Annotated in this window: 22 protein-coding genes; 13 read left to right on the top strand and 9 right to left on the bottom strand. The window is 62.4% G+C overall.

Translation table 11 applies throughout. From position 1 onward, the window contains the following. Nucleotides 1-9 precede the first annotated feature (9 nt). The 11 genes from LMG28727_RS09850 (at nucleotide 10) to LMG28727_RS09800 (ending at nucleotide 12,831) form a co-directional block, all read left to right on the top strand. Nucleotides 10-399 carry a cytidine deaminase gene (locus tag LMG28727_RS09850; protein WP_201642114.1) on the top strand — a complete coding sequence of 130 codons (390 nt, stop codon included), beginning with the start codon at nucleotides 10-12 and terminating at the stop codon, nucleotides 397-399. Beyond that, the gene (locus tag LMG28727_RS09845; protein WP_201642113.1) at nucleotides 396-1,367 is read left to right on the top strand and encodes a nucleoside hydrolase; all 972 of its coding nucleotides are present in this window, start codon (nucleotides 396-398) and stop codon (nucleotides 1,365-1,367) included. Before LMG28727_RS09850 ends, LMG28727_RS09845 begins: the two co-directional genes overlap by 4 nt. Before the next feature lie 282 nt (nucleotides 1,368-1,649). Beyond that, a complete protein-coding gene (gene panE, locus LMG28727_RS09840; protein WP_201642112.1) occupies nucleotides 1,650-2,585 on the top strand; it encodes a 2-dehydropantoate 2-reductase in 936 nt (311 codons plus the stop codon). Nucleotides 2,586-2,668: 83 nt separating this feature from the next. Further along, nucleotides 2,669-2,968, top strand: coding sequence for a hypothetical protein (locus tag LMG28727_RS09835; protein WP_201642111.1), 300 nt, complete (start codon nucleotides 2,669-2,671; stop codon nucleotides 2,966-2,968). A 780-nt stretch (nucleotides 2,969-3,748) separates the two neighbouring features. Continuing rightward, nucleotides 3,749-5,290 (top strand): peptide MFS transporter, encoded by a 1,542-nt coding sequence (locus tag LMG28727_RS09830; protein ID WP_201642110.1) that lies wholly within the window; start codon nucleotides 3,749-3,751, stop codon nucleotides 5,288-5,290. 264 nt (nucleotides 5,291-5,554) lie between these two features. Continuing rightward, on the top strand, nucleotides 5,555-7,033 hold the full coding sequence (gene pdxR, locus LMG28727_RS09825) for a MocR-like pyridoxine biosynthesis transcription factor PdxR (RefSeq protein WP_201642109.1): 1,479 nt from the start codon (nucleotides 5,555-5,557) through the stop codon (nucleotides 7,031-7,033). 503 nt (nucleotides 7,034-7,536) lie between these two features. Then, nucleotides 7,537-7,989 (top strand): HU family DNA-binding protein, encoded by a 453-nt coding sequence (locus tag LMG28727_RS09820; RefSeq protein WP_201642108.1) that lies wholly within the window; start codon nucleotides 7,537-7,539, stop codon nucleotides 7,987-7,989. A 379-nt stretch (nucleotides 7,990-8,368) separates the two neighbouring features. Then, a complete protein-coding gene (locus tag LMG28727_RS09815; protein ID WP_201642107.1) occupies nucleotides 8,369-9,778 on the top strand; it encodes a circularly permuted type 2 ATP-grasp protein in 1,410 nt (469 codons plus the stop codon). Nucleotides 9,779-9,957: 179 nt separating this feature from the next. Beyond that, nucleotides 9,958-10,908, top strand: a complete 951-nt coding sequence (locus tag LMG28727_RS09810) for an alpha-E domain-containing protein (protein WP_201642106.1) — start codon at nucleotides 9,958-9,960, stop codon at nucleotides 10,906-10,908. Nucleotides 10,909-10,920: 12 nt separating this feature from the next. Further along, nucleotides 10,921-11,748, top strand: a complete 828-nt coding sequence (locus LMG28727_RS09805; RefSeq protein WP_201642105.1) for a transglutaminase family protein — start codon at nucleotides 10,921-10,923, stop codon at nucleotides 11,746-11,748. 210 nt (nucleotides 11,749-11,958) lie between these two features. Beyond that, on the top strand, nucleotides 11,959-12,831 hold the full coding sequence (locus tag LMG28727_RS09800; protein WP_201642104.1) for a proteasome-type protease: 873 nt from the start codon (nucleotides 11,959-11,961) through the stop codon (nucleotides 12,829-12,831). A 212-nt stretch (nucleotides 12,832-13,043) separates the two neighbouring features. Here LMG28727_RS09800 and LMG28727_RS09795 read toward each other — a convergent pair whose 3' ends face one another. Then, nucleotides 13,044-14,219 (bottom strand): porin, encoded by a 1,176-nt coding sequence (locus LMG28727_RS09795; protein WP_201642103.1) that lies wholly within the window; start codon nucleotides 14,217-14,219, stop codon nucleotides 13,044-13,046. A gap of 408 nt (nucleotides 14,220-14,627) precedes the next feature. Next, nucleotides 14,628-16,001 carry a YihY/virulence factor BrkB family protein gene (locus LMG28727_RS09790; RefSeq protein WP_201642102.1) on the bottom strand — a complete coding sequence of 458 codons (1,374 nt, stop codon included), beginning with the start codon at nucleotides 15,999-16,001 and terminating at the stop codon, nucleotides 14,628-14,630. A 265-nt stretch (nucleotides 16,002-16,266) separates the two neighbouring features. On the opposite strand from LMG28727_RS09790, the gene LMG28727_RS09785 reads away from it, so the two are divergent. Beyond that, on the top strand, nucleotides 16,267-16,806 hold the full coding sequence (locus LMG28727_RS09785; protein ID WP_201642101.1) for a YbaK/EbsC family protein: 540 nt from the start codon (nucleotides 16,267-16,269) through the stop codon (nucleotides 16,804-16,806). A 212-nt stretch (nucleotides 16,807-17,018) separates the two neighbouring features. Here the strand turns inward: LMG28727_RS09785 and LMG28727_RS09780 are convergent, their stop codons facing one another. From LMG28727_RS09780 to LMG28727_RS09765, 4 genes are all read right to left on the bottom strand, one after another. Beyond that, nucleotides 17,019-18,506, bottom strand: coding sequence for a SulP family inorganic anion transporter (locus tag LMG28727_RS09780; RefSeq protein WP_201642100.1), 1,488 nt, complete (start codon nucleotides 18,504-18,506; stop codon nucleotides 17,019-17,021). A 304-nt stretch (nucleotides 18,507-18,810) separates the two neighbouring features. Next, a complete protein-coding gene (locus LMG28727_RS09775; protein WP_201642099.1) occupies nucleotides 18,811-19,401 on the bottom strand; it encodes a BPSL1445 family SYLF domain-containing lipoprotein in 591 nt (196 codons plus the stop codon). Continuing rightward, nucleotides 19,377-19,586, bottom strand: a complete 210-nt coding sequence (locus tag LMG28727_RS09770) for a hypothetical protein (protein WP_201642098.1) — start codon at nucleotides 19,584-19,586, stop codon at nucleotides 19,377-19,379. The genes LMG28727_RS09775 and LMG28727_RS09770 overlap by 25 nt, the downstream gene beginning before the upstream one ends. A gap of 97 nt (nucleotides 19,587-19,683) precedes the next feature. Continuing rightward, nucleotides 19,684-21,078 (bottom strand): FAD-binding oxidoreductase, encoded by a 1,395-nt coding sequence (locus LMG28727_RS09765; RefSeq protein WP_201642097.1) that lies wholly within the window; start codon nucleotides 21,076-21,078, stop codon nucleotides 19,684-19,686. Nucleotides 21,079-21,267: 189 nt separating this feature from the next. Between LMG28727_RS09765 and LMG28727_RS09760 the strand changes: the two genes are divergently transcribed. Then, entirely contained in the window at nucleotides 21,268-21,477 is a 210-nt protein-coding gene (locus LMG28727_RS09760) for a hypothetical protein (RefSeq protein WP_201642096.1), read from the top strand. A gap of 13 nt (nucleotides 21,478-21,490) precedes the next feature. Here the strand turns inward: LMG28727_RS09760 and LMG28727_RS09755 are convergent, their stop codons facing one another. The 3 genes from LMG28727_RS09755 to LMG28727_RS34520 all read right to left on the bottom strand — a co-directional run bounded on the left by LMG28727_RS09755 (nucleotide 21,491) and on the right by LMG28727_RS34520 (nucleotide 25,410). Further along, nucleotides 21,491-22,252, bottom strand: a complete 762-nt coding sequence (locus tag LMG28727_RS09755) for a 3-oxoacyl-ACP reductase (protein WP_201642095.1) — start codon at nucleotides 22,250-22,252, stop codon at nucleotides 21,491-21,493. Between the two features lie 1,034 nt (nucleotides 22,253-23,286). Continuing rightward, nucleotides 23,287-24,441, bottom strand: a complete 1,155-nt coding sequence (locus tag LMG28727_RS09750) for a hypothetical protein (RefSeq protein WP_201642094.1) — start codon at nucleotides 24,439-24,441, stop codon at nucleotides 23,287-23,289. A gap of 12 nt (nucleotides 24,442-24,453) precedes the next feature. Then, nucleotides 24,454-25,410: a hypothetical protein gene (locus LMG28727_RS34520; RefSeq protein WP_201642093.1), complete on the bottom strand. Its 957-nt coding sequence runs from the start codon at nucleotides 25,408-25,410 to the stop codon at nucleotides 24,454-24,456. Nucleotides 25,411-25,419 lie beyond the last annotated feature (9 nt).

Raw genomic sequence — 25,419 nt, 5'->3', positions numbered from 1 at the left:
GATCGCTGTATGAAGATGGAACAATTGCTGGAGCGCGCGGGTGTCGCGCGAGAAAAGGCCTATGCGCCTTATTCGAAATTCAAGGTCGGCGCGGCGCTGCTGACTAAAGACGGCACCGTATTCGACGGCTGCAACGTCGAGAATGCGTCGTACGGTTTGTGCAATTGCGCGGAACGCACCGCGTTTTTTAGCGCGATTGCCGCAGGATATCAGCGCGACCAGTTCGCGGCCCTGGCCGTGATCGGCGATACGGATGGCCCGATTGCGCCTTGCGGCGCGTGCCGTCAGGTGATCATCGAACTGGGCGGCCCCGAGCTGCCAATTCGCCTCGGCAATCTGCACGGCGCGACCCGCGACACCACCGCGCGTGAGCAATTACCGGACGCGTTCTATCTATGAGCAAGCACAAGATCATCTACGACACCGACCCCGGTGTGGACGATGCAATGGCGCTCGTGTTTCAGGCGTTGCATCCCGATGTCGAACTGTTGGGGCTGACCAGCGTGTTCGGCAACGCAACGATCGACACGACGACCCGTAACGCGCGCTTTCTGGCCGGACGTTTCGCGGCTGGCGTGCCGGTTGCACGGGGCGCCGCAGCGCCGCTCAAACGCACCGCGCCGGAACCACTCGCATGGATTCACGGCGACAACGGTCTCGGCAATATCGCGCTGGATACAACGGACGAAGCACCGCTCGACCCGCGTCCCGCGCATCGCTTCATCATCGACACGGTGCGCGCGCATCCCGGCGAAGTGACCCTGCTCGCGGTGGGACCGCTCACGAATCTCGCGCTGGCGCTCGCCGACGATCCGCAGATAGCATCGCTCGTCAGGCAGGTGGTGATCATGGGCGGCGCATTCGGCACCGACGGCGTGCTCGGCAACGTGTCGCCCGCAGCGGAAGCGAACATTCTGGGCGACCCCGATGCGGCCGACCTCGTGCTCGGCGCTGCATGGCCGGTCGCGATCGTCGGACTTGATGTCACGCAACCGACCATCATGAGTCGCGAGTATCTGGCGTCGTTGCGCGAGCGCGGCGGCGTGCCCGGCCAGTTCGTGTGGGAAGTGTCGCGGCACTATGAAGCGTTCCATGAGCAGAGCGCGCAATTGCAAGGCATCTATGTGCACGATTCGTCGGCGGTCGCTTATGTGCTCGCGCCGCATCTCTATACGACGCGCAGCGGTCCTGTACGCGTGTTGACTGAAGGGATCGCGGTGGGGCAGACCATCCAGAAGCCGTCGACCATGCCCGTTCCCGCACCGGCCTGGGACGACCGGCCCGACTGCACAGTCTGTATCGGCGTGGATGTGCCAGGCATGCTCGCGCTCTATGAAGACACGATTTGCGGCACGCTTCCGGCATGACGGTTAACGCTTGACGCTGAGTGCGTTGAACAGGTTGTGCTGCTCGTCATGGCGAACAGCACAACGTCTGCGAGTGTCCACACCTGCCGCACGACACCAGCGCCATCATTGATCTGATTTAAGCTTGCTTCTGCAACAGTGCATTGCAGCACACTGAAGCCCGCAATCGTAGCCGGTGCCCGGCGTCAATCTTTGCTACATTTCTGCACACGCACTCCGCTTGCGTCCATAGTCGGCACAAGGACGCGGCACGCGTGACTGAAATCTATCAAGAGGCCAAAGATGCGAATTCTAGTAGTTGGGGCGGGCGCGGTGGGTGGTTACTTCGGCGGACGTCTCGCGGCGGCGGGTGAGGATGTGACTTTTCTCGTGCGCCCAGGCCGTGCGGAAAAGCTGCAACGTGACGGACTCATCATCAAGAGCGCGCGCGGTGATCTCACGCTGCAAGACGTCAAAACCATTGTCGCGGGCGTCAACGCCGAGCCTTTCGATCTGGTGCTGCTGAGTTGCAAGGCCTACAGTCTCGACGACGCAATCGATTCATTCGCGCCGCTGGTCGGCGAATCGACGCTGATCCTGCCGATGCTCAACGGCATGCGCCATATCGACGTACTCAAGGAAAAATTCGGCGCGTCACGCGTGCTGGGCGGTCAATGCGTGATTGCCGCGACGCTCAACGCGCAGCAGCATATCGTGCATCTGAATGAGATGCAGGCCATCACGTTCGGCGAACTGACGGGCGGCACGTCCGAACGGGTTCAGGCAATTGCGGACGCCATGGCCGGTGCGAATTTCGACGTATCGGTCAGCGATAACATTCTGCTGCGCATGTGGGAGAAATGGGTGTTCCTGGCTACGCTGGCGGCCAGCACGTGTCTGATGCGTGGTTCGATCGGCGATATTCTGGCCGCGCCCGACGGCAAGCGCGTGGTAGAAAATCTGCTGGGCGAGTGCCGCGCGGTAGCCGAGCATCAGGGCTTCACGATGGGTCCGGATTTCGACACCCGCGCCACGCAAACGCTGTTCACGCCTACGCCGCTCACCGCGTCCATGCTGCGCGACGTGGAAAACCACTCGCATAGCGAGGCGGATCACATTCTCGGCGATCTGATCTCGCGTGGCGGCGATGCGCAAAAGGGCGAGCATGGCGTGTCTCTGCTACGTATCGCCTATAGTCATCTGAAGACGTATGAAGCGCGGCAGGCCCGTACGTCGTGAGTGACTGAACTGGCCCGGGTCGCCGGGAAGCACGAGTGGCATGGTGAAGGACGCCCATCACAGCCCGCTACCGGAGGTGAAGCATGCCGAGTCCAACCGGATCCGTGCCCGCGCTCAGTGGGGCTTCGGCCACGATCTTCTCGATCGGAATCGTGTTTCTCGGCTACTGGGGCATGTATGAGGAGACGAAGTGGCACGTCAGCGACGTCCTGGTTTTCGTCTTCGCGTTGCTCGGCTTTGCCTGCCTCGGACTCGTGCCGTGGGTCGCCACCGCGCCGGTTGAACCGGACACCAGCGATTCACGGGTTCGTATCGCGCGACATCTGTTTCTCGCGGGTGTGATAGCGATCTGGCTTGCCGTGACGTTGTCGGTGATTCTCTAAACGCGGCAGTATGCGCACTGTAAGCCGGCATTCATGAAAATGAATCCAGTCCGGCTTAACAGATTGATATAAAAGAATTTTTGGTTGAAGAAACAGTGGCTCGCCTAAAGCGCGCAACGTCAAACGGCGGATGAGCGGCCTTCGACTCAGTGAATTCCCTGAGTGACGCCGGCATGCTTCAATCAGCAAAATCTGTCCCGCTTGTGGAAGGGTTCACGCGCGCAAAGCGGATGCACAGCCGCCCGTCGAATCGCACGTTTATCCGGCCACTGTTTACCATTCTGCCCGCAGCGATCCTGCAGGGCGGAGCGTTGTCTGGCACGTTCCATCCGAACGGCGTCGGGCGTAAGGACATGATTATTACCGTCGACACTTCCCTCCGCGGGCGCAGAGCCCGCCGCCGTTTGCTGCGGCTGTTGCCCGCCGTCTTACCCACTGGTTGCCATCGTAGCCGTGCCGCTCGCCAGAGCCCGCTTTGCCGCGATGCTTTATCATGGAGCCCGCTCCGCTGGCCGGAGCATGAGCCCACGTCTGCAGTAGCGCCTGAACCCAATCTGGCGCAGCGTACCGCGAGGCGGGTCTCCCCACCCCATCTTCTGGTTTTTCCGCTGGTCATGGCGAATTAACGCGTGCCCGCGCCACGTCAATGACGATGCGCCAGGCTGCGTCAATGCGCAAGCCTGACGGCGCAATGCTCGCCGACCGTTTTTCCAGATCCCGTAGTTCGCGCCGCGCGGCAAACCCGTGCGTCGCTGTAACCGTTTGACGTAGAGGTACACGATGAATTCATCCCATCCGCCCGGCGCACGCGTGTCGCAGACCCGTTCGTTTTCGACGGTCTTTCTGATCGAGATGTGGGAGCGCTTCGGCTATTACGGCATGGCCGCGCTGCTGGTGCTGTTCATGATCGACAGACAGAACTTCACCGACAGCCACGCCACGCTGACATGGGGCGCGTTTACGGCAATGGTGTACGCATCGCCGTCGATCGGCGGCTGGATCGGCGACAAGGTGCTTGGCGCGCGCCGTACGATGATTTTTGGCGCCACCGTGCTGTCGGCAGGTTATCTGATGCTGGCGCTGCCCAATGACCAGCTCGCGTTCATGTACGCGTCGCTTGGCGTGATCGTGGTCGGCAACGGGCTGTTCAAGGCGAACGCGGCGAACCTCGTGCGCCGCATTTACGAAGGCGACGATGCACGCATCGACAGCGCATTCACGATCTACTACATGGCGGTCAATATCGGCTCGACCGTGTCGATGCTCGCGACGCCGTGGATCAAGGACCATTGGGGCTGGCACGCGGCCTTCGCGGTGTGTTGCGCGGGGATGCTGCTGTCGGTGCTGAACTACTTCATCATGTTCCGCACGCTGGCACACATCGGCTCGGCGCCGGACGCCGAACCGGTGCGCTGGAAGCGTGTCGGCGCAGTAGTGCTGGGCGGTATCGCGCTGGGTGCCGCGACGATGTTCGTGCTGCAGCATAAGGCGATCGCCGTGGCCTGCGTGTACGCGGCCGGCGTCGCGATTCTGGCGATCTTCGGCTACATGCTGGTGAAAGCCGAACGCTCGGAGCGCTCCGGGTTGGCCGCTGCGCTGATCCTGACCGCACAGGTCATCCTTTTCTTCGTGTTCTATCAGCAGATGTCGACCTCGCTCACGCTGTTCGCGCTGCGCAATGTCGATCCGCGTTTCGTGCTGTTCGGGCAGACCTGGTTCACGTGGAGCGCCGCGCAGTTCCAGGCGCTCAATCCGATCTGGATCATGCTGCTGAGCCCGTTGCTTGCGATGCTCTATACGAAGCTCGCGAACAGCGGCAAGGACGTACCGGTGGCGGTGAAATACGCGTTCGGTTTCGCGGTGGTGGCGGCCGGCTTCTTCGTGTATGCGGCCAGCGGCAATTACGCGGTGAACGGACGCGTGTCGTCGTGGTTCATGGTGGGCGGCTATGGCTTGTACTCGCTGGGCGAACTGCTGGTGAGCGGGCTCGGCCTCGCGATGATCGCCCGCTACGTGCCAGCGCGGATGAGCGGCTTCATGATGGGCGCCTACTTCGTGGCGACCGGCGTGTCGCAGTATCTGGGCAGCGTGGTGGCGAATTTTGCGCAGATGCCGGCGGGCAATCTCGACCCGCTCGAATCGTTGCCGCTCTATACGAAGCTGTTCAGCGGGCTGGGTTGGCTGGCGGCGGCGGGCGCGCTAGTGGCGATCCTGCTGTTGCCGCTGATGGGCAAGCTGTCGCGTGAACATCAGCGTTGCAGCACGCAGACGCGTGAGAACGAGCGGCAAAACGCTGCCGTCAACGCCGTAGCGGCCGAATAGTTTTTCCGCGGGTCAGCACAAACCCAATGGCGCGCCTTGTTATGCAAGGCGCGCCATTTTGCATTTCAGCACCCCGGCGGTAGCGTCGATGACTGAGCGGCGTCACGATAGCGCTGCGCTGATGGACATTTTCACGCGTTCGCCCGCATTGAAACGCCGCCGGGTACAAAAGTCCGCCTGGCAGCATGGGCCGGAGTTAAGCTAACGTCTTCAATCTGGCCTTCAGACATTACTCGTTCCCCGGTTGTTGAGGTAGCCACTCGCATGGACATTCATATCGCTGTCGAAGGGCATCACGATCTGTCGGGACAGATTTATCGTCAGTTGCGTGCCGGAATACTCGAAGGACGGCTGGCCGGCGGTACACGTTTGCCGTCAACACGCGACCTCGCCACGCAACTGGGCGTATCTCGCAAGACCACGCTCGACGTCTTCGAGCGCTTGCTGTCCGAAGGTTATCTGAGCACACGTACCGGTTCGGGCACCTTCGTCGCCGACGGGCTGGAGCGTCTGCCGGTAGAGCGCTCATCGCACGCCAAGGCCGCTGATTCGGCGCGCGAACGCACGAGGAAGGCCAGAGATGCCGCCGCACGCGCGCAGCCGCTGTGGGAGCAGATGCCCGAGAATTTCCCGCTGCCGCGCCCGTCGGTGCCCTCACCGCAAGACTTCATGGGCGGCGCGACCGACAAGTCACTGTTCCCCTTCGACGTCTGGCGCCGCTGCGTGAATCACGCGTTGCGCATCCAGGCGCGTGGGACCGGCACATATCGCGAAGTCGCCGGCGAACAGGAATTGCGTCTCGCGATCTCGCGTTATCTTGCGTTCAATCGGGCCGTGACGAGCAATTGGGAAGAGGTCATCGTCACGCAAGGCGCGCAGCACGCGCTCGATCTGATGGCGCGTATCACGCTGCGGCCAGGCGAAATCGCCGCGATTGAAGACCCTGGCTATCCACCGGCACATGCATGCTTTACGGCGACCGGCGCGCGTGTCGTGCCGGTGCCGGTAGACCGGGAAGGCTTGATCGTCAGCAAGCTGCCGGACAAGGCGCGGCTCGTCTACGTGACACCGTCTCACCAGTTTCCGCTCGGCATGCCGATGAGTCTCGAGCGTCGCGTCGAGCTGCTCGAATGGGCGCAAAAGCGCGGCGCGGTCATCATCGAGGATGACTACGACTGCGAATACCGCTTCGAAGGGCGTCCCATGGAGCCACTGAAAAGCCTCGATCGTGCAGGCCTCGTTGCTTACCTGGGAACGTTTTCAAAGACTATTTTTCCGGAGTTGCGGGTGGGTTACGTGGTGCCCCCGGCATCGCTCTACAGCCCGCTTCTCAAGGCACGCCAGATCGCCGACTGTCACGGTTGCACGCTGACGCAAAGCGCGCTCGCGTCGTTCATGCTCAACGGCGACTTCGCCAAACATCTGCGGCGTATGCACAAGATCTACGCGGCGCGTCGAACCATGCTGCTCGACCATCTGCAAGGCGACCTCGCGCCGTGGTTCGAACCGATCGTGCCGACCGCGGGCATCCACCTCGCGGCGCATCTGAAAGCGCCGTTGACGGAGGAGCAGGTGGTGAGCGCGGCGCGCGAAGCGTCGATCGGACTGTACGGGCTGACACCGTTTTATCTGGATACGAAGCCGCAGCCGGGACTGATGTTCGGCTACGGCAGCATCGCGGTCGAGCACATTGATGCGGCGCTCACGAAGCTGGCAGGAATTCTTCCGCGCCTCGTGAAATAACAGGTGGTCGGCTCGTCAATTGCGATGACGGCCGTGGCGCGATGCGTCGCAACCGCTCGCCTCGCGACGCTGCGACCGTGTTTTCTCCGCTGTATGAAGCGCAATTGTGAACGCGGCGGCGCAAGCGTCGAGTCGATCATCAGTCGATCTTGCGCAGGTCGAGCGCCGCTCATCAGCCAACCGGAAGTGAACCCGCAGCGATCTTTAAACGATTAGCCAGCGTCCGGCGAATCCCTTCTGAAGACGAAAAGTATCTTTATTCATGCATCGAAACGATCTGTAACGTGCGTTACGTGTTCGTGTTGCCGACCCCCGCAACGCACGTTTACCCGCTAAAACAAGGATCAAAATGCGTGACGGAGTCAGCGCCGCGCAACAAACCTTCGCGCTGATACACAAAAGAGTCGCGCAAATCGCATTAGCGCTTGTAGAATCCGGCGTTGAAGCGTGCACATACCGTATGCGCTTCGTGCAATTCACTGACCACAACAGGTAGGAGAAACATGCCGACTTCCGCAAAAAAGGTGGCCAAGAAGGCTGCTGCCCCGGTACCGACCAAGAAGGTTGCTGCAAAGAAAGTTCCTGCGAAGAAAGCCGTCGCAGCTAAGAAGGTCGCCGTGAAGGCGTCCAGCGCACCGTCGCCGATCAAGGACACCTTCACGAAGGCCTCGCTGGCTGCTCACGTTGCTGAGAAAGCAGCTGTGGAACCGAAGACCGCCAAGGCTGTTCTGGCCGCGCTCGAAGAAACCATCCTCGGCGCCGTGCACAAGAAGGGCGCTGGCGAATTCACGCTGTCGGGTCTTCTGAAGATCGTCGTGCAAGCTGTTCCGGCGAAGAAGCGCCGCTTCGGCAAAGACCCGTTCTCGGGTGAAGAGCGTTGGTTCCCGGCCAAGCCGGCTAGCGTGCGCATCAAGGCACGTCCGCTGAAGAAGCTGAAAGACGCTGCAGCAGGCTGATCGCTTCATCCGTTAGCGCGATTCGACGAGCTTTCGTTTGATCGTTTATCGGGCGCGTTTGACGTTTGAGCAGGTCCGCAGTGCAAAGTAGTCTGAATCCCCGTGGGTGCAAATCCACGGGGATTTTTTATGCGTATTCACCTGGTGTGGCGTGTTTCGCAGACGCACCGCGATGCTGCGTATGCACCGTACTAGCGCATCATGAGCCGCCGCAGTACGATGGCGGCGAAGCCATGCTGGCCGGGATGCGCTGTTAGCGTGCATGCAACGCAGCTTCACACGCTAAAAGCGCAATGGCATAGCGCTTGCTTGATCGATTGTCGAACACCGAATGCGCAGCGCATTCGCCTTCTATCCGACAACAAGAGCGGGGCGTGACATGCGATGCTATGACGAGATGCGTCATCATGACGATGCCGTGCGGCCACACTACGCGCGCTTTGAGCGATGGTTGGTCACACAGGGCAATGAGGCGATCGCACGCAAGCGTGCGGAAGCCGATCTGCTGTTTCGCCGGGTGGGTATCACTTTCGCGGTGAACGGCGATCTGTCCGGCACCGAGCGGCTGATCCCATTCGATCTGATTCCGCGGATCATTCCACGCGGCGAATGGTCCACGCTGGAAGCCGGCCTGCGCCAGCGGGTGCAGGCACTCAATCTGTTCATCCACGATGTCTATCACGAGCGCAATATCGTGCGCGCAGGCATCGTTCCGGCGGAACAGGTTTATACCAACGCGCAGTACCGGCCTGAAATGCAGGGCGTCAATGTGCCGCTTGGTGTTTACGCGCATATTGCCGGCGTCGACGTGGTGCGTGCCGGCGACGACGGCGATTTCTACGTGCTCGAAGACAATCTGCGGGTGCCGTCGGGCGTCTCCTATATGCTCGAAAACCGCAAGATGATGATGCGGCTGTTCCCCGAGCTGTTCGTGCAGAACCGCATTGCGCCGGTCGCGCATTATCCCGATCTGCTGCTCGATACATTGCGTTCGGTCGCGCCTGAAGGCGTCGACGATCCGGTCGTGGTGGTGCTCACGCCGGGCATGTACAACTCCGCGTATTTCGAGCACACGTTCCTCGCGCAGCAGATGGGCGTGGAACTGGTGGAAGGCAAAGACCTGTTCGTCGACGACAACTACGTGTTCATGCGCACGACGCAGGGGCCGAAGCGCGTCGATGTGATCTACCGGCGCGTGGACGACGACTTTCTCGATCCACTCGCGTTCCGCGCCGACTCGGCGCTCGGCGTGCCGGGTCTGCTCACCGCGTATCGCGCGGGACGCGTGGCGCTGGCCAACGCAATGGGCACCGGTATCGCCGACGACAAATCGATCTATCCGTATGTGCCGGAAATGATCGAGTTTTATCTCGGCGAAAAGCCGATCCTCAATAACGTGCCCACGTTCCAGTGCCGCAAGCCGGACGACCTCGCGTACACGCTCGCGCATCTGTCGGAACTGGTGGTCAAGGAAGTGCACGGTGCGGGCGGCTACGGGATGCTGGTCGGGCCGGCGTCGACGAAAGCCGAAATCGAATCGTTCCGCGAACGTTTGATCGCGCGTCCGGCCGGTTATATCGCGCAGCCTACGCTGGCGCTTTCCGCATGTCCGACCTTCGTCGAGGCGGGTATCGCGCCGCGCCATATCGACCTGCGTCCGTTCGTGCTGTCCGGCAAGACCGTCACGATGGTGGCCGGCGGACTCACGCGCGTCGCGTTGCAGGAGGGCTCGCTCGTCGTCAATTCGTCGCAGGGAGGCGGCACCAAAGATACCTGGATGGTCGACTGACGCGGTTGCCGATGCGCTCGCCAGCGCCGCCCGTTTTCGGGTAGCCAGAGCGCGTTCACAACCCAGCGCGCCGGGGCAGCACGCAGTATGCAGAACGCCGCCGGCGCATACGGATAACCAGCGCGAGCTCTCTTAACCTTGACCCAGAGGCCTCGCGTCATCAGATACGGAACGCCGTCATGCTAAGCCGCACTGCCGATCATCTTTTCTGGATGGCCCGCTACATGGAGCGCGCGGAGAATACCGCCCGCATGCTCGATATCAATCTGAAGGCGCTGCTATTGCCGCAGACGGCCGAACAGGAGGCGCGCGCACAACGTTCGGTGCTGCGCATCTCCGAACTCGAAACCGCGTTCGCGCAGCGCTACGACGAACCGACTCACGAACACGTGCTGCATTTCATGGTCGCGGATTCGACCAATCCGTCGAGCATTCATTCGTGTTTGCAGGCCGCGCGCGAAAATGCCCGTGCCGTGCGCGGCACGTTGACGACCGAATGGTGGGAGACCATCAACGATACGTGGCTCGAATTCAACGAGCGGATCGCGTCGGGGCAGGCGACCCATAACCCGGGTGCGCTGTTCGAGTGGGTGAAGTTCCGCTCGCATCTGTCGCGCGGTGTCACGATCGGCACCGCGTTGCAGGACGACGCGTTCCTGTTCACGCAGCTCGGCACCTACCTCGAACGGGCGGACAACACCGCACGGATTCTCGACGTGCGTTTCGCGGACGTCGAACCGAATTCTCGCGACGCCGCGCGTCAGCTCGAAGACTTCTATTACTGGACCTCGATTCTGAGTTCGGTGTCGGCGCTGGAAATTTATCGCAAGGTGTATCGCGACGTAGTCACGCCGGCACGGGTAGTCGAATTGATGATCCTGAACCAGCAGATGCCGCGTTCGCTGCTGGCGTCGCTCGAAGGGGTCTGCACGAATCTGGCGATGCTGCGCACGTCCGGTTCGAACCAGTGTGAACGTTTCGCCGGCAAGCTGCGCGCCGAGCTTGTGTATTCCGACATCCGGCAGATTTTCGAAGCCGGCCTGCACGCCTATCTGACTCAGTTCCTGGCTCGCGTGTTCGAGCTGGGCAATCTGGTTGCGCGTACCTACCTGATGCTGCCAGTCGCCTGACGGAGTTTTTTTATGTACCTGACGATCCGCCACGACACCTCCTATCGCTATGAAGCGACCGTCCACTATTCGATCCAGCAACTGCGTCTGACGCCCGCCAGCGGCGCCGCGCAGGTGGTGCGGCGCTGGCACATCGACGCGCCGGGCAAGCTCGACGCGACCTTCGATGCCTATGGCAACGTGCTGCACACGCTGGTGATCAACAAGCCGCATAACGAGATCCGGCTGCATGTGTCTGGCGAAGTGGAGACGATTCCGCTGGTCGACGGCTTGCTGCGCGATGCGGTCGGCCCGATCCCGCTCGAACATTTCACCTGCGCGACGCGGCTGACGGAAGCCGATGCGGCGATCCGCGAACTGGCTCAGTCGGTGCCGACGCTCACGAGTTCGGCCAGTCTGATCGAGCTATCCGGGCAGATCGTGCAGCGCGTGAAGTACAACTCCGGCATCACCGAAGTCACCAGCACCGCGGCACAGGCGCTCGAACTGGGCAACGGCGTGTGTCAGGACCATGCGCATCTGATGCTCGCCTGCTGCCGCGTGCGCGGAATTCCGGCGCGTTACGTGAGCGGCTATATCGAACCCGGCGAAGTGTCTCCTCAGGACGCTTCCGTCGCGGCGCCTCACGGTGCGAGCCATGCATGGGTCGACGTGTGGCTCGAAGGCAAGGGCTGGATTTCCGTCGATGTCACCCATGCCGCATTCGCCAGCGAAATTTATTGCCGGCTTGCCGTCGCCCGCGACTATGAAGCTGCCGCGCCGGTGCGTGGCCGGCGCATAGGCGGTCTGGAAGAGGAGCTGAAGGTCTCGGTGACGGTGAGTGCCCAGCAGACGCAGTAGGCGGCTATCTTGGCCGCTCGTGAACGTCTCGTGAGTGACGCATGAGCGGTGCTTACCAGCGCCCTGGCCGGAGCGGTTGCCAGCCGCTCCGGCCAGGGCCGGCACTCATCTCTATTCAGTTTGGGATCGCAAAAGCCGTCATACGGAACAGCGGCGCATGCGCGCCGCATTACAATAGCGCCGTTCAGTGGTTTTTTGCGGGACTCTCCTATGACTTACTGTGTCGGCATGGCCGTCGACGACGGGCTCGTGTTGCTGTCGGACACCCGCACCAATGCGGGCGTCGATCACATCAGCACCGCACGCAAGATGTCGGTGTTCGAGCAGCCGGGCGAACGCATGCTGGTTTTGATGGGCGCCGGCAACCTGTCGCTCACGCAAGCGGTGCTGCACGAGTTGTCCGAGCCCGCCGACCCGTCGCAACCCACGCTGTGGAGCGCGCCTACCATGGCGGACGCGGCACGCGTAATCGGCCGCGCGGTGCGCTGTGTGCATCAGCGTGAAGCGGAGGCGTTGCAGGAATTCGGCGTCGACTTCAATTGCAGCTTCATTCTTGGCGGACAGATTGCGGGCAACCGGCCGCGCCTGTTCATGATCTACTCGGCGGGCAATTTCATCGAGTCGTCGGCGGTGAACCCGTATTTTCAGATCGGCGAGGCCAAGTACGGCAAGCCGATCATCGACCGCGTGCTCACGCCGTCCACGCCGCTCGACGAAGCCGCCAAGTGCGCGCTGATCTCGATGGATTCGACGCTTCGTTCGAACCTGTCGGTGGGATTGCCACTCGATCTGCTGGTGTACGAAAAGGACACGCTTCGCGTGACGCGTTTCGTGTCGATCGATCAGGACAACGCCTACTTCGAGATGATCCACCGGACCTGGGGCGAACGCTTGCGCCAGGTGTTCGGCGAGATTCCCGATCCCGACTGGCAGGTATCGCCGAATGTGCCGGCGTTGCAAAGAGAACGCGCGCTGGTGCTGTATCGCGCGCCGGTGGGCGCCGATGGGATCGAGCATGAGCACGATGTGAAGCCCGCGCAGACGCTGGCGCAGGCCGAGAAGGGCAAGTCGCAGCGGCGGTAGGTGCGGGAGGTCGGGGCGCCCCGGTAAGTCGGGCACCTTCCGCCTGTTCGACAAAAAGGCCGCCTGCAGGTCCGATAACGGGCTTGCAGGCGGCCTTTTTGTTTTGCCGCTGTCCACACGGAAGCAGAACTGCAAGACGAAAAAAAACCAGCCGTCGGCAAAGCCTCTGGCTGGTTTTTTTGACGTTTGCTTCAGCTACGTAGCAAGTCCGATTAGAACTTGTGACGGATACCGACGCTGACCATAACCTGGTTGTCGGTGCTTGCCTGGTTGCCGTACGAACCGATCGAAGCCGTTGCACCCACGAGTGCGCCGGTGGTCGGATCACGCTGTTCGCCGCTGGCGTGCTGCCATGCGCCAACCACATACAGGTCGGTACGCTTGGACAGCGAGTAATCGCCACCCAGCGACACCTGGTTGTAAGTTGCCGATGCGTCGCCAGTGCCCTTCGTGTACGCGTAGCCGATACCCAGCAATGCTGCCGGCGTGATCTGGTAGCCCACGTAGGCGCGGCCGACGTTGAACTTCTGCGTCGTGTCGAATCCCGACGCTGCATCCGGCTTGTATTGCGCGTTGCTGTAGCTCAGGTTGCCCGTGAACGGACCGACCACATACTGCGCCGCCACCGAAGCGATACCAATCGACTTCGCCGTAACGTATGCCGAGTTGATGCCGGCATTATTCGGGAAGTTGGTGTCGAACGTATTGCCCGACGTGCCCGACCACGTGGTGCGCGCGGCGCCCGTGTTCGAATTGTCTGCATGCAGGTAGCCAGCAGCGAGGCTGAACGGACCCGTTGCGAACGTTGCCGCGCCCGACCACGTCTGGTTCGAACCCGTCGAACCGGCGACGCCGCCGAAGCCGTACACGCCTTCAACCTGGAAGCCCGAGAACACCGGCGACACGTACTTGACTGCGTTGATCACGCGGAAGCTGTTGTCGTTATTGTCGACGTCACCCGGCGTAGCGAACGTGCTGCCGAAGTAGTTGTCGCCCGTCAGCGGCTGAACCATGTCGACCAGCGGGTCGTACTGCTTACCAGCCGTGAACGTGCCCCACGAGTCGCCGGTCAAGCCAACGAACGCCTGGCGACCGAACAGCGCGCCGCCTTGCTGGAGCGCGCCGCTGTTGATATCAAAACCGTTTTCCAACTGGAAGATTGCCTTCAGGCCACCGCCGAGGTCTTCCGTACCCTTCAGGCCGAAACGGCTGCCCTGAAGGTTGCCGCCGAACAGTTTCACGACGCTACCGCCTGACGGAGTGGCGTTGTTCACGTACTGGACTGATTCATCGATCAAGCCATACAGGGTAACGCTGCTTTGAGCATGGGCCACGCCGGTGACGCCGAGAAGCGCCAGCGAGAGGGTAGACAGTGCGATTCGTTTCATCTATTTCTCCACGCGATGATTAGTTTCGTTGTTGCGAAAAGGAGAATAGCTCACCGGCCCGATCGGCAAGAACAGGAAAAAAAAGACTGTCTCTAAAAACAGACAATGGACGCAAGGTCTTGTATTTAAAGCGGGTTCCCGATTATTTCGGTTTTAGCAATATTTATTCGTTGACGCGGCATTATTGTTGTTTTGTTGACAGTGATGGTGCAGGCGCCTTGACTTCGGACCTCTACTCGACGTGGATTATGGTTGGCATTTCTAATGGTCGGGCTCGCTGCATAGCAGAATGAAAAAACGGCGGGTGCGGCGGTTGAGTAGCGAGATAGACAACCCGACCCATTATGTGTGCAGCGTGGCCGGACGGGGCTGCGGTACGCCGCCCCGTCTGGCAGATAAGTGGAGTGCTTACGGATTACGGGTGTTTCCGGCGTCGCCGATATTGCGGCGCGCAACCGTGGCTGCGGCAAGGCCGGCGGCTGCGGCGAGCAGCACGGAAGTCCACGGATTGCGCCTGACGTAGCGATCGGCCGCGGCTGCCTTCCGGCTGGTTTCGAGCAGCGTGGCCGCGGCGATCCGGGTGGCTTGCGCCTCGGCAAGCAGGACGCTGCGGCCGACCTTCAGCGCGGTTGCGCGCGTCGTAAGATTTCTTCGCGCCTGAGTGCGAAAAATCGTAGCTGGCGCCGCGGCGGAAAGTGTGCCAGCCAAGCCTCCCGCAGCCGCGCGAGCCGCCGGCGCGGCAGGTGCGCCCGCTGCGCCGGGTCCGGTCGCCGCCGTTGCGGTGTCCCGCTGCGGGCTTCTTCCAGCGCTGGGCGCCGTGTCGGCCGACACCGTCGACGCCGCCAGCACCGACGCCAGCATCGCGCGGCTGCCGGGCGGCGATGCTTCCTGCATGCCCCAGCCGCCGCGCGGATCGTGCATGCGTCCGCGCGCTGCCGAAAATTCCGCGCCGAGCAGCAATACCGCCGCCGAGAAGTACAGCCACATCAGCAGAACGGCGAGCGACCCGGCGGCGCCGAACGAACTGGCCATGCCGGCGTGCGCGAGATAGAGCGCAAACAGTTTCTTGCCCGCTGAAAACAGCACCGCCGCAACGATTCCGCCGACCAGCGCATCGCGCCAGCGCACCGTGGCATCCGGCAGAAATTTGAGCAGGCCGGCAAATGCGAACGCGAGCACCAGCAAGCCGACGCCCAGTTGCATCAGGTTGCCGATGATGACATACGGCGAATTACCCCACAGCCATTGACCGACAAACGTGATGGCGGTGTCGAGCACCAGCGACACGATCAGCAGGAATGCGACGCCGAGCACGAGCCCGAACGAGATCAGGCGCACCCGCACTAGCGCAATCACGCTGGACGTACGTGGGCCCGTATTCGGCCACACCAGATTGAGCGCGCTATTGAGCGACGAGAAAGTGGCCGACGCGCCTATGGCCAGCATGGAGAACGAGATGATCGCGGCAACGCCGCCCGCGTTGCCACTGTGATGAGCGTTTTCGACGATGGTTTGAACGCCCGCCGCCGCCTGATCGCCGAGCAGGCCGTTGATATGGCTATACAGTTCGCCGCGCGCGGCTTCGGCACCGAAGAACCAGCCGGCCACCGCAATCACCATCACGAGTGTCGGCGCGAGCGAAAACGCCGCATAGAACGCAATGCTCGCAGCCATCGCCGCGCATCGGTCTTCGCCGAACTGCCTGAATGCGCCCATGGCCCAGTTGGCCTGGTTGCGGGCCGTCTGCTGGAGGTTTTCGCTGGAAAGGGTGTCCATATCCATGATCGTGTTTCTCGATGTGATGCTGCCGCGAATTGACTGTTTGCGAACCGCTGCCTGCAAGCCGGCAGATCCAGCGGCGCGATTTGCCGGGCAAGTCGCGCCGGCGCAGCCTGCCCTTAGCTTTCGCAAACCTTGTGCCTGTCACTATACAAGTTGGTTCGCGTGCTGCCTGCTTCCCGGCACGCGGCATCGGAAGTGTCCCGCTAGAATGCGGAAGAATCGCTAGATAGCTTGCTCATTCATATCGCTTCTCAACTGGCACACTATGCACTCGCACGAACTCGTACAGCAGCTCGACATCATCGCGGCGGATCAACTAGGCGCGCATTTGCCCGCGCACGTCGTCGAACAATTGCCGCCCGTTGGCGTAACGGTCTTTTCCGTCACCGACGACGCGTCGGACACCGCCGAATTCAGCGCGCGCTATGGCTTTGGCCTCGAAGACTGCGCGAACACGATCGTCGTCCGCTATAAGAAAGAGGGCGCCGAACATTATGCGGCGCTGGTTTCGCTGGGGTCGTTGCGCCTCGATATCAACGGCGCGGTGAAGACTGCGCTGGGCGCACAGCGGCTGTCGTTCGCTAAAAAGGAAGCGGCAGTGGAGCATAGCGGCATGGAATTCGGCGGCATTACCGCGTTCGGGTTGCCTGCCGACTGGCGCATTTTCGTCGATGCCGCCGTGATGGAGCGGTCTCAGATCGTGATGGGGGCTGGGGTGCGGGCGGCCAAACTGCTGCTGGCGCCAGAGGCCCTGCGGCAATGGCCGCGCTGTGAAATCGCCTCTCTGACTCTCCCGCCGCAGTGACGGCGGGCACGCCGTCCGGGTGGATGAACGGTGAGACGCGGTGTGCGTCGATGGTGATCGGGTGCTGCTCTCTACGTCTGCGCCGGCGTTTGCCCAACGCGTGTAGAGTAGTTGTATGCCGGCTGAACGTCGGCGAGCGTGTTTGAACGACCGCTGGCGGGCCGTTTGCAAACTCTCTTGAAGCGGGTTTGCAAACGCCGGCTTGCCAGCCCTCAGGCGAGCCCGATTCCCGCGCGGTGCAACAGGCGCTGATTGCGTTCCGACAGATTTTTCATGCGCAGTTGCTTGCCGGCTTTACGGTAGCGTTCAACCAGCCCCTGCAAGGCCGCCAGCGCGGAATGATCCGCCAGCAGCAAATGACTGCAATCGACCGTGACGCGTTCGGGGTCCTGCGCCGGGTCGAACAGTTCGTGAAAACGCGTGGTCGACGCAAAAAAGAGCGTTCCGCGCGGCACGTAGGTTTTGTCGCCGGAGTGATCTTCTACATGCGCGTGAATTTCGCGGGCATGCTGCCATGCAAAATTCAATGCGGCGATCACGATGCCGCACATCACGGCAATCGCCAGATCGGAAAACACGGTGATGACGGTCACCGCCACGATGACCAGCGCGTCGTTGCGCGGCACCTTGCCCAGCACGCGCAGCGAACCCCACGCAAAAGTCTGCTGCGCGACCACGAACATCACGCCGACCAGCGCGGCGAGCGGAATCCGTTCGATCAGCGGCGACAGGAACAGGATGTACATCAAGATCATCACGCCGCTGACAATGCCCGACAGCCGCGAACGGCCGCCCGAGTTCAGGTTGATCATGGTCTGGCCGATCATCGCGCATCCGCCCATCCCGCCGAACAGACCCGATGCGATATTGGCCGCGCCCAGCGCCAGACATTCGCGATTCGGCTGACCGCGTGTTTCGGTGATCTCGTCGGTCAGGTTGAAGGTGAGCAGCGTTTCGAGCAGACCGACGATCGCCATTAGCACCGCGTAGGGCAGCACGATATGCAGCGTGTCGAGATTCAGCGGCACAGCGGGCAGATTCAGCGCGGGCAAGCCGCCCGCGATGTGCGCCATGTCGCCGAGCGTACGCGTGGGCAGATGCAGCAATTGCGTGAACAGACCGACGCCGACGATTGCAACCAGCGCAGGCGGCGCGGCGCGAGTGACGCGCGGCAGCAGGTAGACGATCGCCATCGTCAACGCGACGAGGCCGCACATCATCAGCAAAGCACTGCCGTGCAGCCATTGTTCGCCTTGCGGCGTGCTCTGTTTGAAGTGCGCGAGTTGCGCGGTCGCGATCACAATCGCGAGCCCGTTGACGAAACCCAGCATCACCGGATGCGGGACCATGCGGATCAGTTTGCCCAGACGCAACGCGCCGAACAGCACCATCAGGATGCCGCTGAGTATCACTGTCGCGAGCAGATATTGCGCGCCGTGCTGGACCACCAGTGCGACGATCACCACGGCCATTGAACCGGCAGCACCCGAAATCATGCCGGGGCGTCCGCCGAATAAAGCGGTGATCGTGCAGATGAAGAACGCGCCGTAAAGGCCCATCAGCGGATTGAGATGGGCGACCAGCGCGAAGGCAATGCATTCGGGCACGAGCGCGAACGACGAGGTCAGTCCCGCGAGGACATTGCTCTTGATACCGGGTAGCCGGGCAAGCCAACCGTGGGAGGGACTAGCGGTGTTCATCTTCGACGAGGTGGGGAGCGTGGGCGAGCGGAGTGCGGGGGGACGCACGGGGTCCGCACGGGTGTGTCCAGCGACCGAAGGTTGACGTTGCGATTCAGCGGCGCGCTGGCAAATTGCAAAAAACGGGGATTTTACAGGAAGGTAACCGGAGTGACCGGCGAGGCGCTCAGGGGCAACGCGCCGAGCCGACGCGATTCAACGCGAAAAAAGGAGTTACGCAACGCGCGGTGGCGCCGGGGTGAAAACGTCACGCCGCCACAGAAGCGGCCGCGTGACGTTCCATATGACCCGGCTTACGCGCCGGTTAGATGACGAGGCGCGATACCTTCGTGCCTTCCAGCGATACGCCAGCCATCAGGCCGCCGTTCGTCAGCACGAATGCTTCGACGGGGCTGGTGGCGGTGGAGGTGTCGACCGCACCGTTCGCGCCGACCTTCAGCACGGCGACCGTTGCGTCCGCGCCGGCTGCCCAGCCCTGGCTGCTCAGGAAGCCGTCGAGTGCCTCCTGCGTCATGAACAGGAAAACCAGCGCCTTCGATTGCGCGCCGATCTGCAAGCCGAACGAGCCTGCCACCGTGCTGTAGAAACCCGTGGTGCGGCCGCCCACGCGCAGCGCACCCTCGCCATATTGTCCGCCGACCCAGAAGCCTGCGGAGATCACGGACGGAAACACCAGCACGCCGCGCGCCTTGGCCACCAGTTCGCGCGAACCGCCGACGTTTTCATACAGGCGTGCGAGTGTCGAATCGACCCCTGCGTTGATCGTGTCGCGCTTCCCGGCATTGGCCGAAGGCGAAGCGCTCGAAGACGGCGACGTTGTCGTGCAACCGGCGAGGCTGAAGCCCATGGAGGCCAAAGCAGCGCTGCCGGTCATGATGAATTGTCGTCTGCGCATGATGGTTTTTCCTTTTCCTTTTGCGTTATAGAAGTTGCTTTTTTCGCTTTGTTGGCTGGTTTTGTTGCCAGCTCCTTAACTGCCTTGTTACCTGTTTCCGTTGCTTTCTTCTCGCGGCTGCGAGCCTGTTTGCCAGTCACTCGCCGGGGGTGTTTTGGGTTGCGCACCTGAGTGCTGAACAGCATTTAGCGTGCCCGACCCCGCCGTCCGCGCAGGGACGGCGCAGCCAGACCCGTCCCCACAAAGAGCCTGCGGGGTTTTCAGCGCAGGTTTTGCTGCCAGCTATGACTGCGTAGCCGGACGAATGTTCTGGTTATGACGGAAAAGGTTGTGCGGGTCGTAGCGGCTTTTTACAGCGACGAGCCGTTCGTAGTTCGTCCCATAGGCTTCGGCGATCCGGCTGGTTTCCTCCTGTGTCATGAAGTTCACGTACACGCTGCCCAGTGCAAACGGTGCAGCGGCGTCGGAGAATGCGCGCGCCCAGGCGATGCAGCGCTCGTCGTCGCTTGCATCGTCCCAGCGGCCGTGTACGTTCATCGCGTACTGCGTGTCGCGGCTGGGGTAGGCGGTTGCGCTGGCTGCCACGCGCTTTGTTTGTCCGCCGATTTGCCCGAAAAATATCTCGCACTGCGCGGACGGCAGCTCGCCGATCGAGTGAAGCAGTGCGTCGATCAGGCCGTCGTCGATGCGGTCGAGATTGTGCGATTTCCAGTAATTACGCGCGCCGGGCGTGAGCAATGGATCGAAAGCCTGCTGCCACATCGCATACGGCATCGGTCCGAGATGTTCGCCGACCGGCGTGCCGAAACCGCGCACCGGTTCCACCACGGACGGCCCATTTTCGACCGGGCCGCTGTAACACATCGCGAACACGATCACCGGTTTGCCATGCACTTCGGGCGGCAGGAACGGCAACGGCGGCGCGAGCCTCAGCACGGCCCATACGCTGAGTTCTTCCGGTGTGCCCGCAGTCGACGCGCGATATTTGACGAGCGCGTCCTTCGCCTGATCGATCGGCAGCACGTAGAGACCGCCATAAACGAGCGGTCCCACCGGATGCAAGCCGAACTCGAATTGCGTGACCACGCCGAAATTTCCGCCGCCGCCGCGAATCGCCCAGAACAGGTCTTCATGCGAATCGGCGCTCGCGTGGAGCAACTCGCCGTCGGCGGTGATGACGTTGGCCGAGATCAGGTTGTCTATCGTCATGCCGTATTTGCGGCTGAGCCAGCCGAAGCCGCCGCCGAGCGTCAGGCCCGCGACGCCCGTCGTCGAATTGATGCCGAGCGGGGTGGCGAGTCCGAATGCTTGTGCTTCGTGGTCGAAATCGTGCAGCGTCGCGCCCGGTTCGACATAAGCGCGCCGCGTGGCCGGTTCGATGCGCACGGATTTCATCGACGATAGATCGAGTACGAGGCCGTCGTCGCACAGCGCGCTGCCGCCGATGTTGTGACCACCGCCGCGAATCGCGAGCGGCAGATCGTGCTCGCGTGCGAACGCGATGCCGCGGCGCACGTCGGCCGCGCCGGCGCAACGCAGGATCATCGCCGGATGACGGTCGATCATCGCGTTCCAGATGCTGCGTGCCGCATCGAAATTCGGGTCGCCGGGCAGCAACAGTGGACCGCGAACTGCCGATTTCAATTCGTCGACAGCGCTACTGGACATTTGAGCCATGGGTCATCTCCTCGAGAAGAAACGGACGACGCTTTCGGCTCGCTTCGCGCTGGTGCCTGTTTCATTCCAGCGGCCAGAAGTGAGATTGAAAGCGTATTGAGAGGTTTATTTGCGTCCAGTAAACGGGGCTGCCTCGCCAAGTCAAACAAAGGTATACCCGCGCCCGCGCTTGATTTCACGCGAGCGCTCGTGTGGCAAGGGTTTGCGGCGCGCATCGGCGTCGAAGGTGCGCCGCGGCGCTGCGGATGGTGGAAATACTTCGGAAAGAGATCGCGCGACGAAGTGTTGGATCTGCGCAATCTGATGGTTGCGCGGCGACACTTTGCGCGGCGCCGCGCGGAGGCGCGGGCCGGTTTTGCTGCTGGTTTAGATGCCGCTTTCGCTATCTTTGCCAGCTGACTCTGCTGGCTTTTCAGCCTTTGACCAGACCGCCATCGACGATCAGGTTCTGCCCGGTCACTGCACGCGACCATGGTGACAGGAAGAACAGCACGGCGTCGGCGAATTCCTCGGGCGTCGTGACGCGCCGCACCGGCGTGGAACTGGCGATCAGGTCGAACACGAATTCGGGGGTGGCCGCGCTGGCGTCGGTGGTGCGTAGCAGGCCACCCGACACCATGTTCACCGTGATGCCGTCGGGACCGAGATCGTGTGCGGCGGTGCGGGTCAGCGACAACAGCGCCGCTTTGGCCGCCGTGTAATCGTGATACGGGACCACCGGGTTCTGAAACAGATTGGTGCCCACGTTGACGATGCGGCCAAACCCTCGCGCGCGCATGCCGGCCGCGGCCGCCTGGATCGTGTTGAGCGCGCCTTTGAGCGAGCCATCGAGTTGCTGCTGGAAATGCGACCATTGGATCGAGTCGATGGTCGGGCGTGCGTCGCCGTCGAAGCGGAAGTCGGCCAGCGCGTTATTCACCACCGACACCACCGGTTGACCGGTCTGCGCTCGTGCTGCATCGAACAGATGCGCGACCGCGGCTGTGTCGGTGATGTCGGCTTGAAGCGGCAATACCCGGTCGCCGAATTCGTCTTTCAACGCGAGAGCCTGCGTTTCGCTCTTGTGATAATTCACGACCACGCTTGCGCCTTCGCGCAGGAGTGCCCGCGTAATTGCCGCGCCCAGCCCGCGGGCGCCGCCCGTTACCAGTACCCATTGTTCTGATAGAAGCATCGGTTTTCCTGTTCTCGATGGAGTTGCGATGTCTCTATTGTCGCCTGAAGTCGGTTGAATTGGGATTGCGTTCACTCTGTGGGGTAACGCACGCAATGAGAACGTGCGCCGTCAGTTTGAGATCGGGTGATGACGTGGTTCATCTACACCCTGTCTGTGTGATTGCGCTCATTGCGCTTCGGCCGTTGTTGATTTGCGTGCGGATAAACACTTATCTCGACGGATTAAAAGCGTTATTGCGGTTGCGCGATCGGCCAGGTACTGCTGAAGAGTTAGTGATTCCGCTACTGGCAATCGGCCGGATTCTGTGGAATGCCTCGCTTATTCAACGTGAAGATAGTTGGGATTCCATATTTAAAGACAAAAATGTCTAGCGGTTTAAAGAGATCGGTAATTAACGATTCTTGACAGTCTGATTCGTCCAACTGTGTGGAAGCCCACCCTCGGCGACGCATTGCGTGGGCTAACGCACGGTCGCGAGGGGGCGCTCCGAATAACTTCAACGTCCATCAAGCCTCGCTGCATCGCTCTACCAACGATATTCGGATGCAGCCAGTCGTTTCTCCCGGATCACGCCAAATCGGGCCGGGATTTTACGCGAGGGAGATGCCGCGCATTACGTTGATTTAGCGTGAGGCGCGGCAATACCGACTGGGCTTTGAATTTCGTTTTTTAACAGTGAACAGAGATTCACTCGTTAACTGGGCCGGTCTTTCTGGGTGCATGGTTAGGAGAATCAAATGAAAAAGCAAAACGGGGACGCGCGGGTTTTGGGAACCCGGCGGGCTGTGTTAGCGGTTGCTGTGAGTCTTTACGCGGCGATTGCGGGTGCTCAGACGAACCCGGCGAAACCTGCCGTGCCGTCGACGGGTTCTTCCAGACTAATGGTTGCACAGGCATCGTCGATTGATTGCGGGCCGTTCGATACGCTCGGTTGCAAACTGGACAACGGTGGAATTCTCGCGCCGAACAACATTGGTATTGCTGCGGCGACGGGGGTGGGAACGAGTGCGTTCAGCGGATCGCAAGGCGGTTCAGGAGATAACGGCGGAAGCGGTGCGAGTGGGGGGAGTGGCGGCTCGGGTTCCGGCTCGGGCTCGACGGGACTTGGGTCTGGAAGCACGGGGAATAGCGGGAAGGGTGGGACGGGGACGGGTAGTGGTGGGGCTGGCAGTGGCGGGACGGGAAGTGGTGGGACTGGCAGCGGTGGGGCTGGCAGTGGTGGGACTGGCAGTGGCGGGGCTGGCAGCGGTGGAACAGGCAGTGGCGGGACTGGCAGCGGTGGCGCCGGAAGCGGCGGAAACGGTGGTGATGGTGGTGGAACCGGTGGAACGGGTACCGGCGGAACCGGTACTGGTGATGGCGGTAGCGGTGATGGTGGTAGTGGGGATGGTGGTGATGGTGGGAGTGGTAGTGGTGATGGCGGCCATGGGCATGGTCACGGTCATGGGCATGGTCACGGTGGCCATGGCGATGGTGGCCACGGTGATGGCGGTCATGGCGATGGCGGCCATGGTGATGGTGGTCATGGAGACGGCGGCCACGGCGACGGCGGTCACGGTGATGGTGGCCACGGCGACGGCGGCCATGGAGACGGCGGCCATGGTGATGGCGGCCATGGAGACGGCGGCCATGGAGACGGCGGTCACGGTGATGGCGGCCACGGCGACGGCGGCCATGGTGATGGTGGCCACGGCGACGGCGGCCATGGTGATGGTGGCCACGGCGACGGCGGCCATGGTGATGGCGGCCATGGAGACGGCGGTCACGGTGATGGCGGCCACGGCGACGGCGGCCATGGTGATGGTGGCCACGGTGATGGCGGTCACGGCGATGGTGGCCACGGTGATGGTGGCCATGGAGACGGCGGCCATGGTGATGGTGGCCACGGTGATGGCGGTCATGGCGATGGTGGCCATGGTGATGGTGGCCATGGTGATGGTGGCCACGGCGACGGCGGCCATGGTGATGGTAGTCACGGTGATGGCGGCCACGGTGATGGTGGCCATGGCGATAGCGGCCATGGTGATGGTGGCCACGGCGACGGTGGTCATGGCGATAGCGGTCCCGGTGATGGCGGTCATGGCGACGGCGGCCATGGTGATAGTGGTCACGGCGACGGCGGCCATGGTGATAGTGGTCACGGCGACGGCGGCCACGGTGATAGCGGCCACGGCGATAGTGGGCACGGCGGCAGTGGCTCAAGCAGTGGCGGCAAAGGTCACGGCGGTGAAGGCCATGGCGAAGGCAACGGCAACGGTGGTAGCGGCCACGGCGGTGAAGGTCACGGCGGAGGCGACTCCAACGGCGGCGGCAATGCTGGTGGCAACGGCAACGGTGGTAGCGGCCACGGCGGCGAAGGCCATGGCGGAGGCGACTCCAACGGCGGCGGCAATGCTGGTGGCAACGGCAACGGTGGTAGCGGCCACGGCGGCGAAGGCCATGGCGGAGGCGACTCCAACGGCGGCGGCAACGCTGGTGGCAACGGCAACGGCAACGGCAACGGCGGCAGCGGCCACGGCGGCGAAGGCCATGGCGGAGGCAGCTCCAACGGCGGCGGCAATGCTGGTGGCAACGGCAACGGTGGTAGCGGCCACGGCGGCGAAGGCCATGGCCGAGGCAGTTCCAACGGCGGCGGCAACGCTGGTGGCAACGGCAACGGCAACGGCAACGGCGGCAGCGGCCACGGCGGCGAAGGCCATGGCGGAGGCGGCTCCAACGGCGGCGGCAACGCTGGTGGCAACGGCAACGGTGGTAGCGGCCACGGCGGCGAAGGCCATGGCGGAGGCAGTTCCAACGGCGGCGGCAACGCTGGCGGCAACGGCAACGGTGGCAGCGGTCACGGCGGCGAAGGCCACGGCGGAGGCAACTCCAACGGCGGCGGCAACGCTGGCGGCAATGGCAACGGCAACGGCGGTAGCGGTCACGGCGGCGAAGGCCACGGCGGAGGCAGCTCCAACGGCGGCGGCAACGCTGGCGGCAATGGCAATGGCAACGGCAACGGCAACGGCGGCAACGGCCACGGCGGCGAAGGCCACGGCGGCGAAGGCCATGGCGGCAGCAACGGCAACGGCGCCGGTGGTGGCCAAGGCCGAGGCGCTGGCGGTGGCTTCGGTGGCTTCGGCGGCGGCCACGGTGGCGGTTACGGCGGTGGCCATGGCGGCGGG

Source organism: Paraburkholderia metrosideri (assembly GCF_904848625.1).
Classification (GTDB): Bacteria; Pseudomonadota; Gammaproteobacteria; order Burkholderiales; family Burkholderiaceae; genus Paraburkholderia; species Paraburkholderia metrosideri.
This window is presented reverse-complemented; position numbering and strand designations above follow the sequence as displayed.

What these genes read in the sequence shown, in the direction of transcription:
- LMG28727_RS09850 (WP_201642114.1), top strand. Translation starts at nt 10, where the DNA reads ATGAAGATGGAACAATTGCTGGAGCGCGCGGGTGTCGCGCGAGAAAAG.
- LMG28727_RS09845 (WP_201642113.1), top strand. Translation starts at nt 396, where the DNA reads ATGAGCAAGCACAAGATCATCTACGACACCGACCCCGGTGTGGACGAT.
- panE (WP_201642112.1), top strand. Translation starts at nt 1,650, where the DNA reads ATGCGAATTCTAGTAGTTGGGGCGGGCGCGGTGGGTGGTTACTTCGGC.
- LMG28727_RS09835 (WP_201642111.1), top strand. Translation starts at nt 2,669, where the DNA reads ATGCCGAGTCCAACCGGATCCGTGCCCGCGCTCAGTGGGGCTTCGGCC.
- LMG28727_RS09830 (WP_201642110.1), top strand. Translation starts at nt 3,749, where the DNA reads ATGAATTCATCCCATCCGCCCGGCGCACGCGTGTCGCAGACCCGTTCG.
- pdxR (WP_201642109.1), top strand. Translation starts at nt 5,555, where the DNA reads ATGGACATTCATATCGCTGTCGAAGGGCATCACGATCTGTCGGGACAG.
- LMG28727_RS09820 (WP_201642108.1), top strand. Translation starts at nt 7,537, where the DNA reads ATGCCGACTTCCGCAAAAAAGGTGGCCAAGAAGGCTGCTGCCCCGGTA.
- LMG28727_RS09815 (WP_201642107.1), top strand. Translation starts at nt 8,369, where the DNA reads ATGCGATGCTATGACGAGATGCGTCATCATGACGATGCCGTGCGGCCA.
- LMG28727_RS09810 (WP_201642106.1), top strand. Translation starts at nt 9,958, where the DNA reads ATGCTAAGCCGCACTGCCGATCATCTTTTCTGGATGGCCCGCTACATG.
- LMG28727_RS09805 (WP_201642105.1), top strand. Translation starts at nt 10,921, where the DNA reads ATGTACCTGACGATCCGCCACGACACCTCCTATCGCTATGAAGCGACC.
- LMG28727_RS09800 (WP_201642104.1), top strand. Translation starts at nt 11,959, where the DNA reads ATGACTTACTGTGTCGGCATGGCCGTCGACGACGGGCTCGTGTTGCTG.
- LMG28727_RS09795 (WP_201642103.1), bottom strand. Translation starts at nt 14,219, where the DNA reads ATGAAACGAATCGCACTGTCTACCCTCTCGCTGGCGCTTCTCGGCGTC.
- LMG28727_RS09790 (WP_201642102.1), bottom strand. Translation starts at nt 16,001, where the DNA reads ATGGATATGGACACCCTTTCCAGCGAAAACCTCCAGCAGACGGCCCGC.
- LMG28727_RS09785 (WP_201642101.1), top strand. Translation starts at nt 16,267, where the DNA reads ATGCACTCGCACGAACTCGTACAGCAGCTCGACATCATCGCGGCGGAT.
- LMG28727_RS09780 (WP_201642100.1), bottom strand. Translation starts at nt 18,506, where the DNA reads ATGAACACCGCTAGTCCCTCCCACGGTTGGCTTGCCCGGCTACCCGGT.
- LMG28727_RS09775 (WP_201642099.1), bottom strand. Translation starts at nt 19,401, where the DNA reads ATGCGCAGACGACAATTCATCATGACCGGCAGCGCTGCTTTGGCCTCC.
- LMG28727_RS09770 (WP_201642098.1), bottom strand. Translation starts at nt 19,586, where the DNA reads ATGCTGTTCAGCACTCAGGTGCGCAACCCAAAACACCCCCGGCGAGTG.
- LMG28727_RS09765 (WP_201642097.1), bottom strand. Translation starts at nt 21,078, where the DNA reads ATGGCTCAAATGTCCAGTAGCGCTGTCGACGAATTGAAATCGGCAGTT.
- LMG28727_RS09755 (WP_201642095.1), bottom strand. Translation starts at nt 22,252, where the DNA reads ATGCTTCTATCAGAACAATGGGTACTGGTAACGGGCGGCGCCCGCGGG.
- LMG28727_RS34520 (WP_201642093.1), bottom strand. Translation starts at nt 25,410, where the DNA reads ATGGCCACCGCCGTAACCGCCACCGTGGCCGCCGCCGAAGCCACCGAA.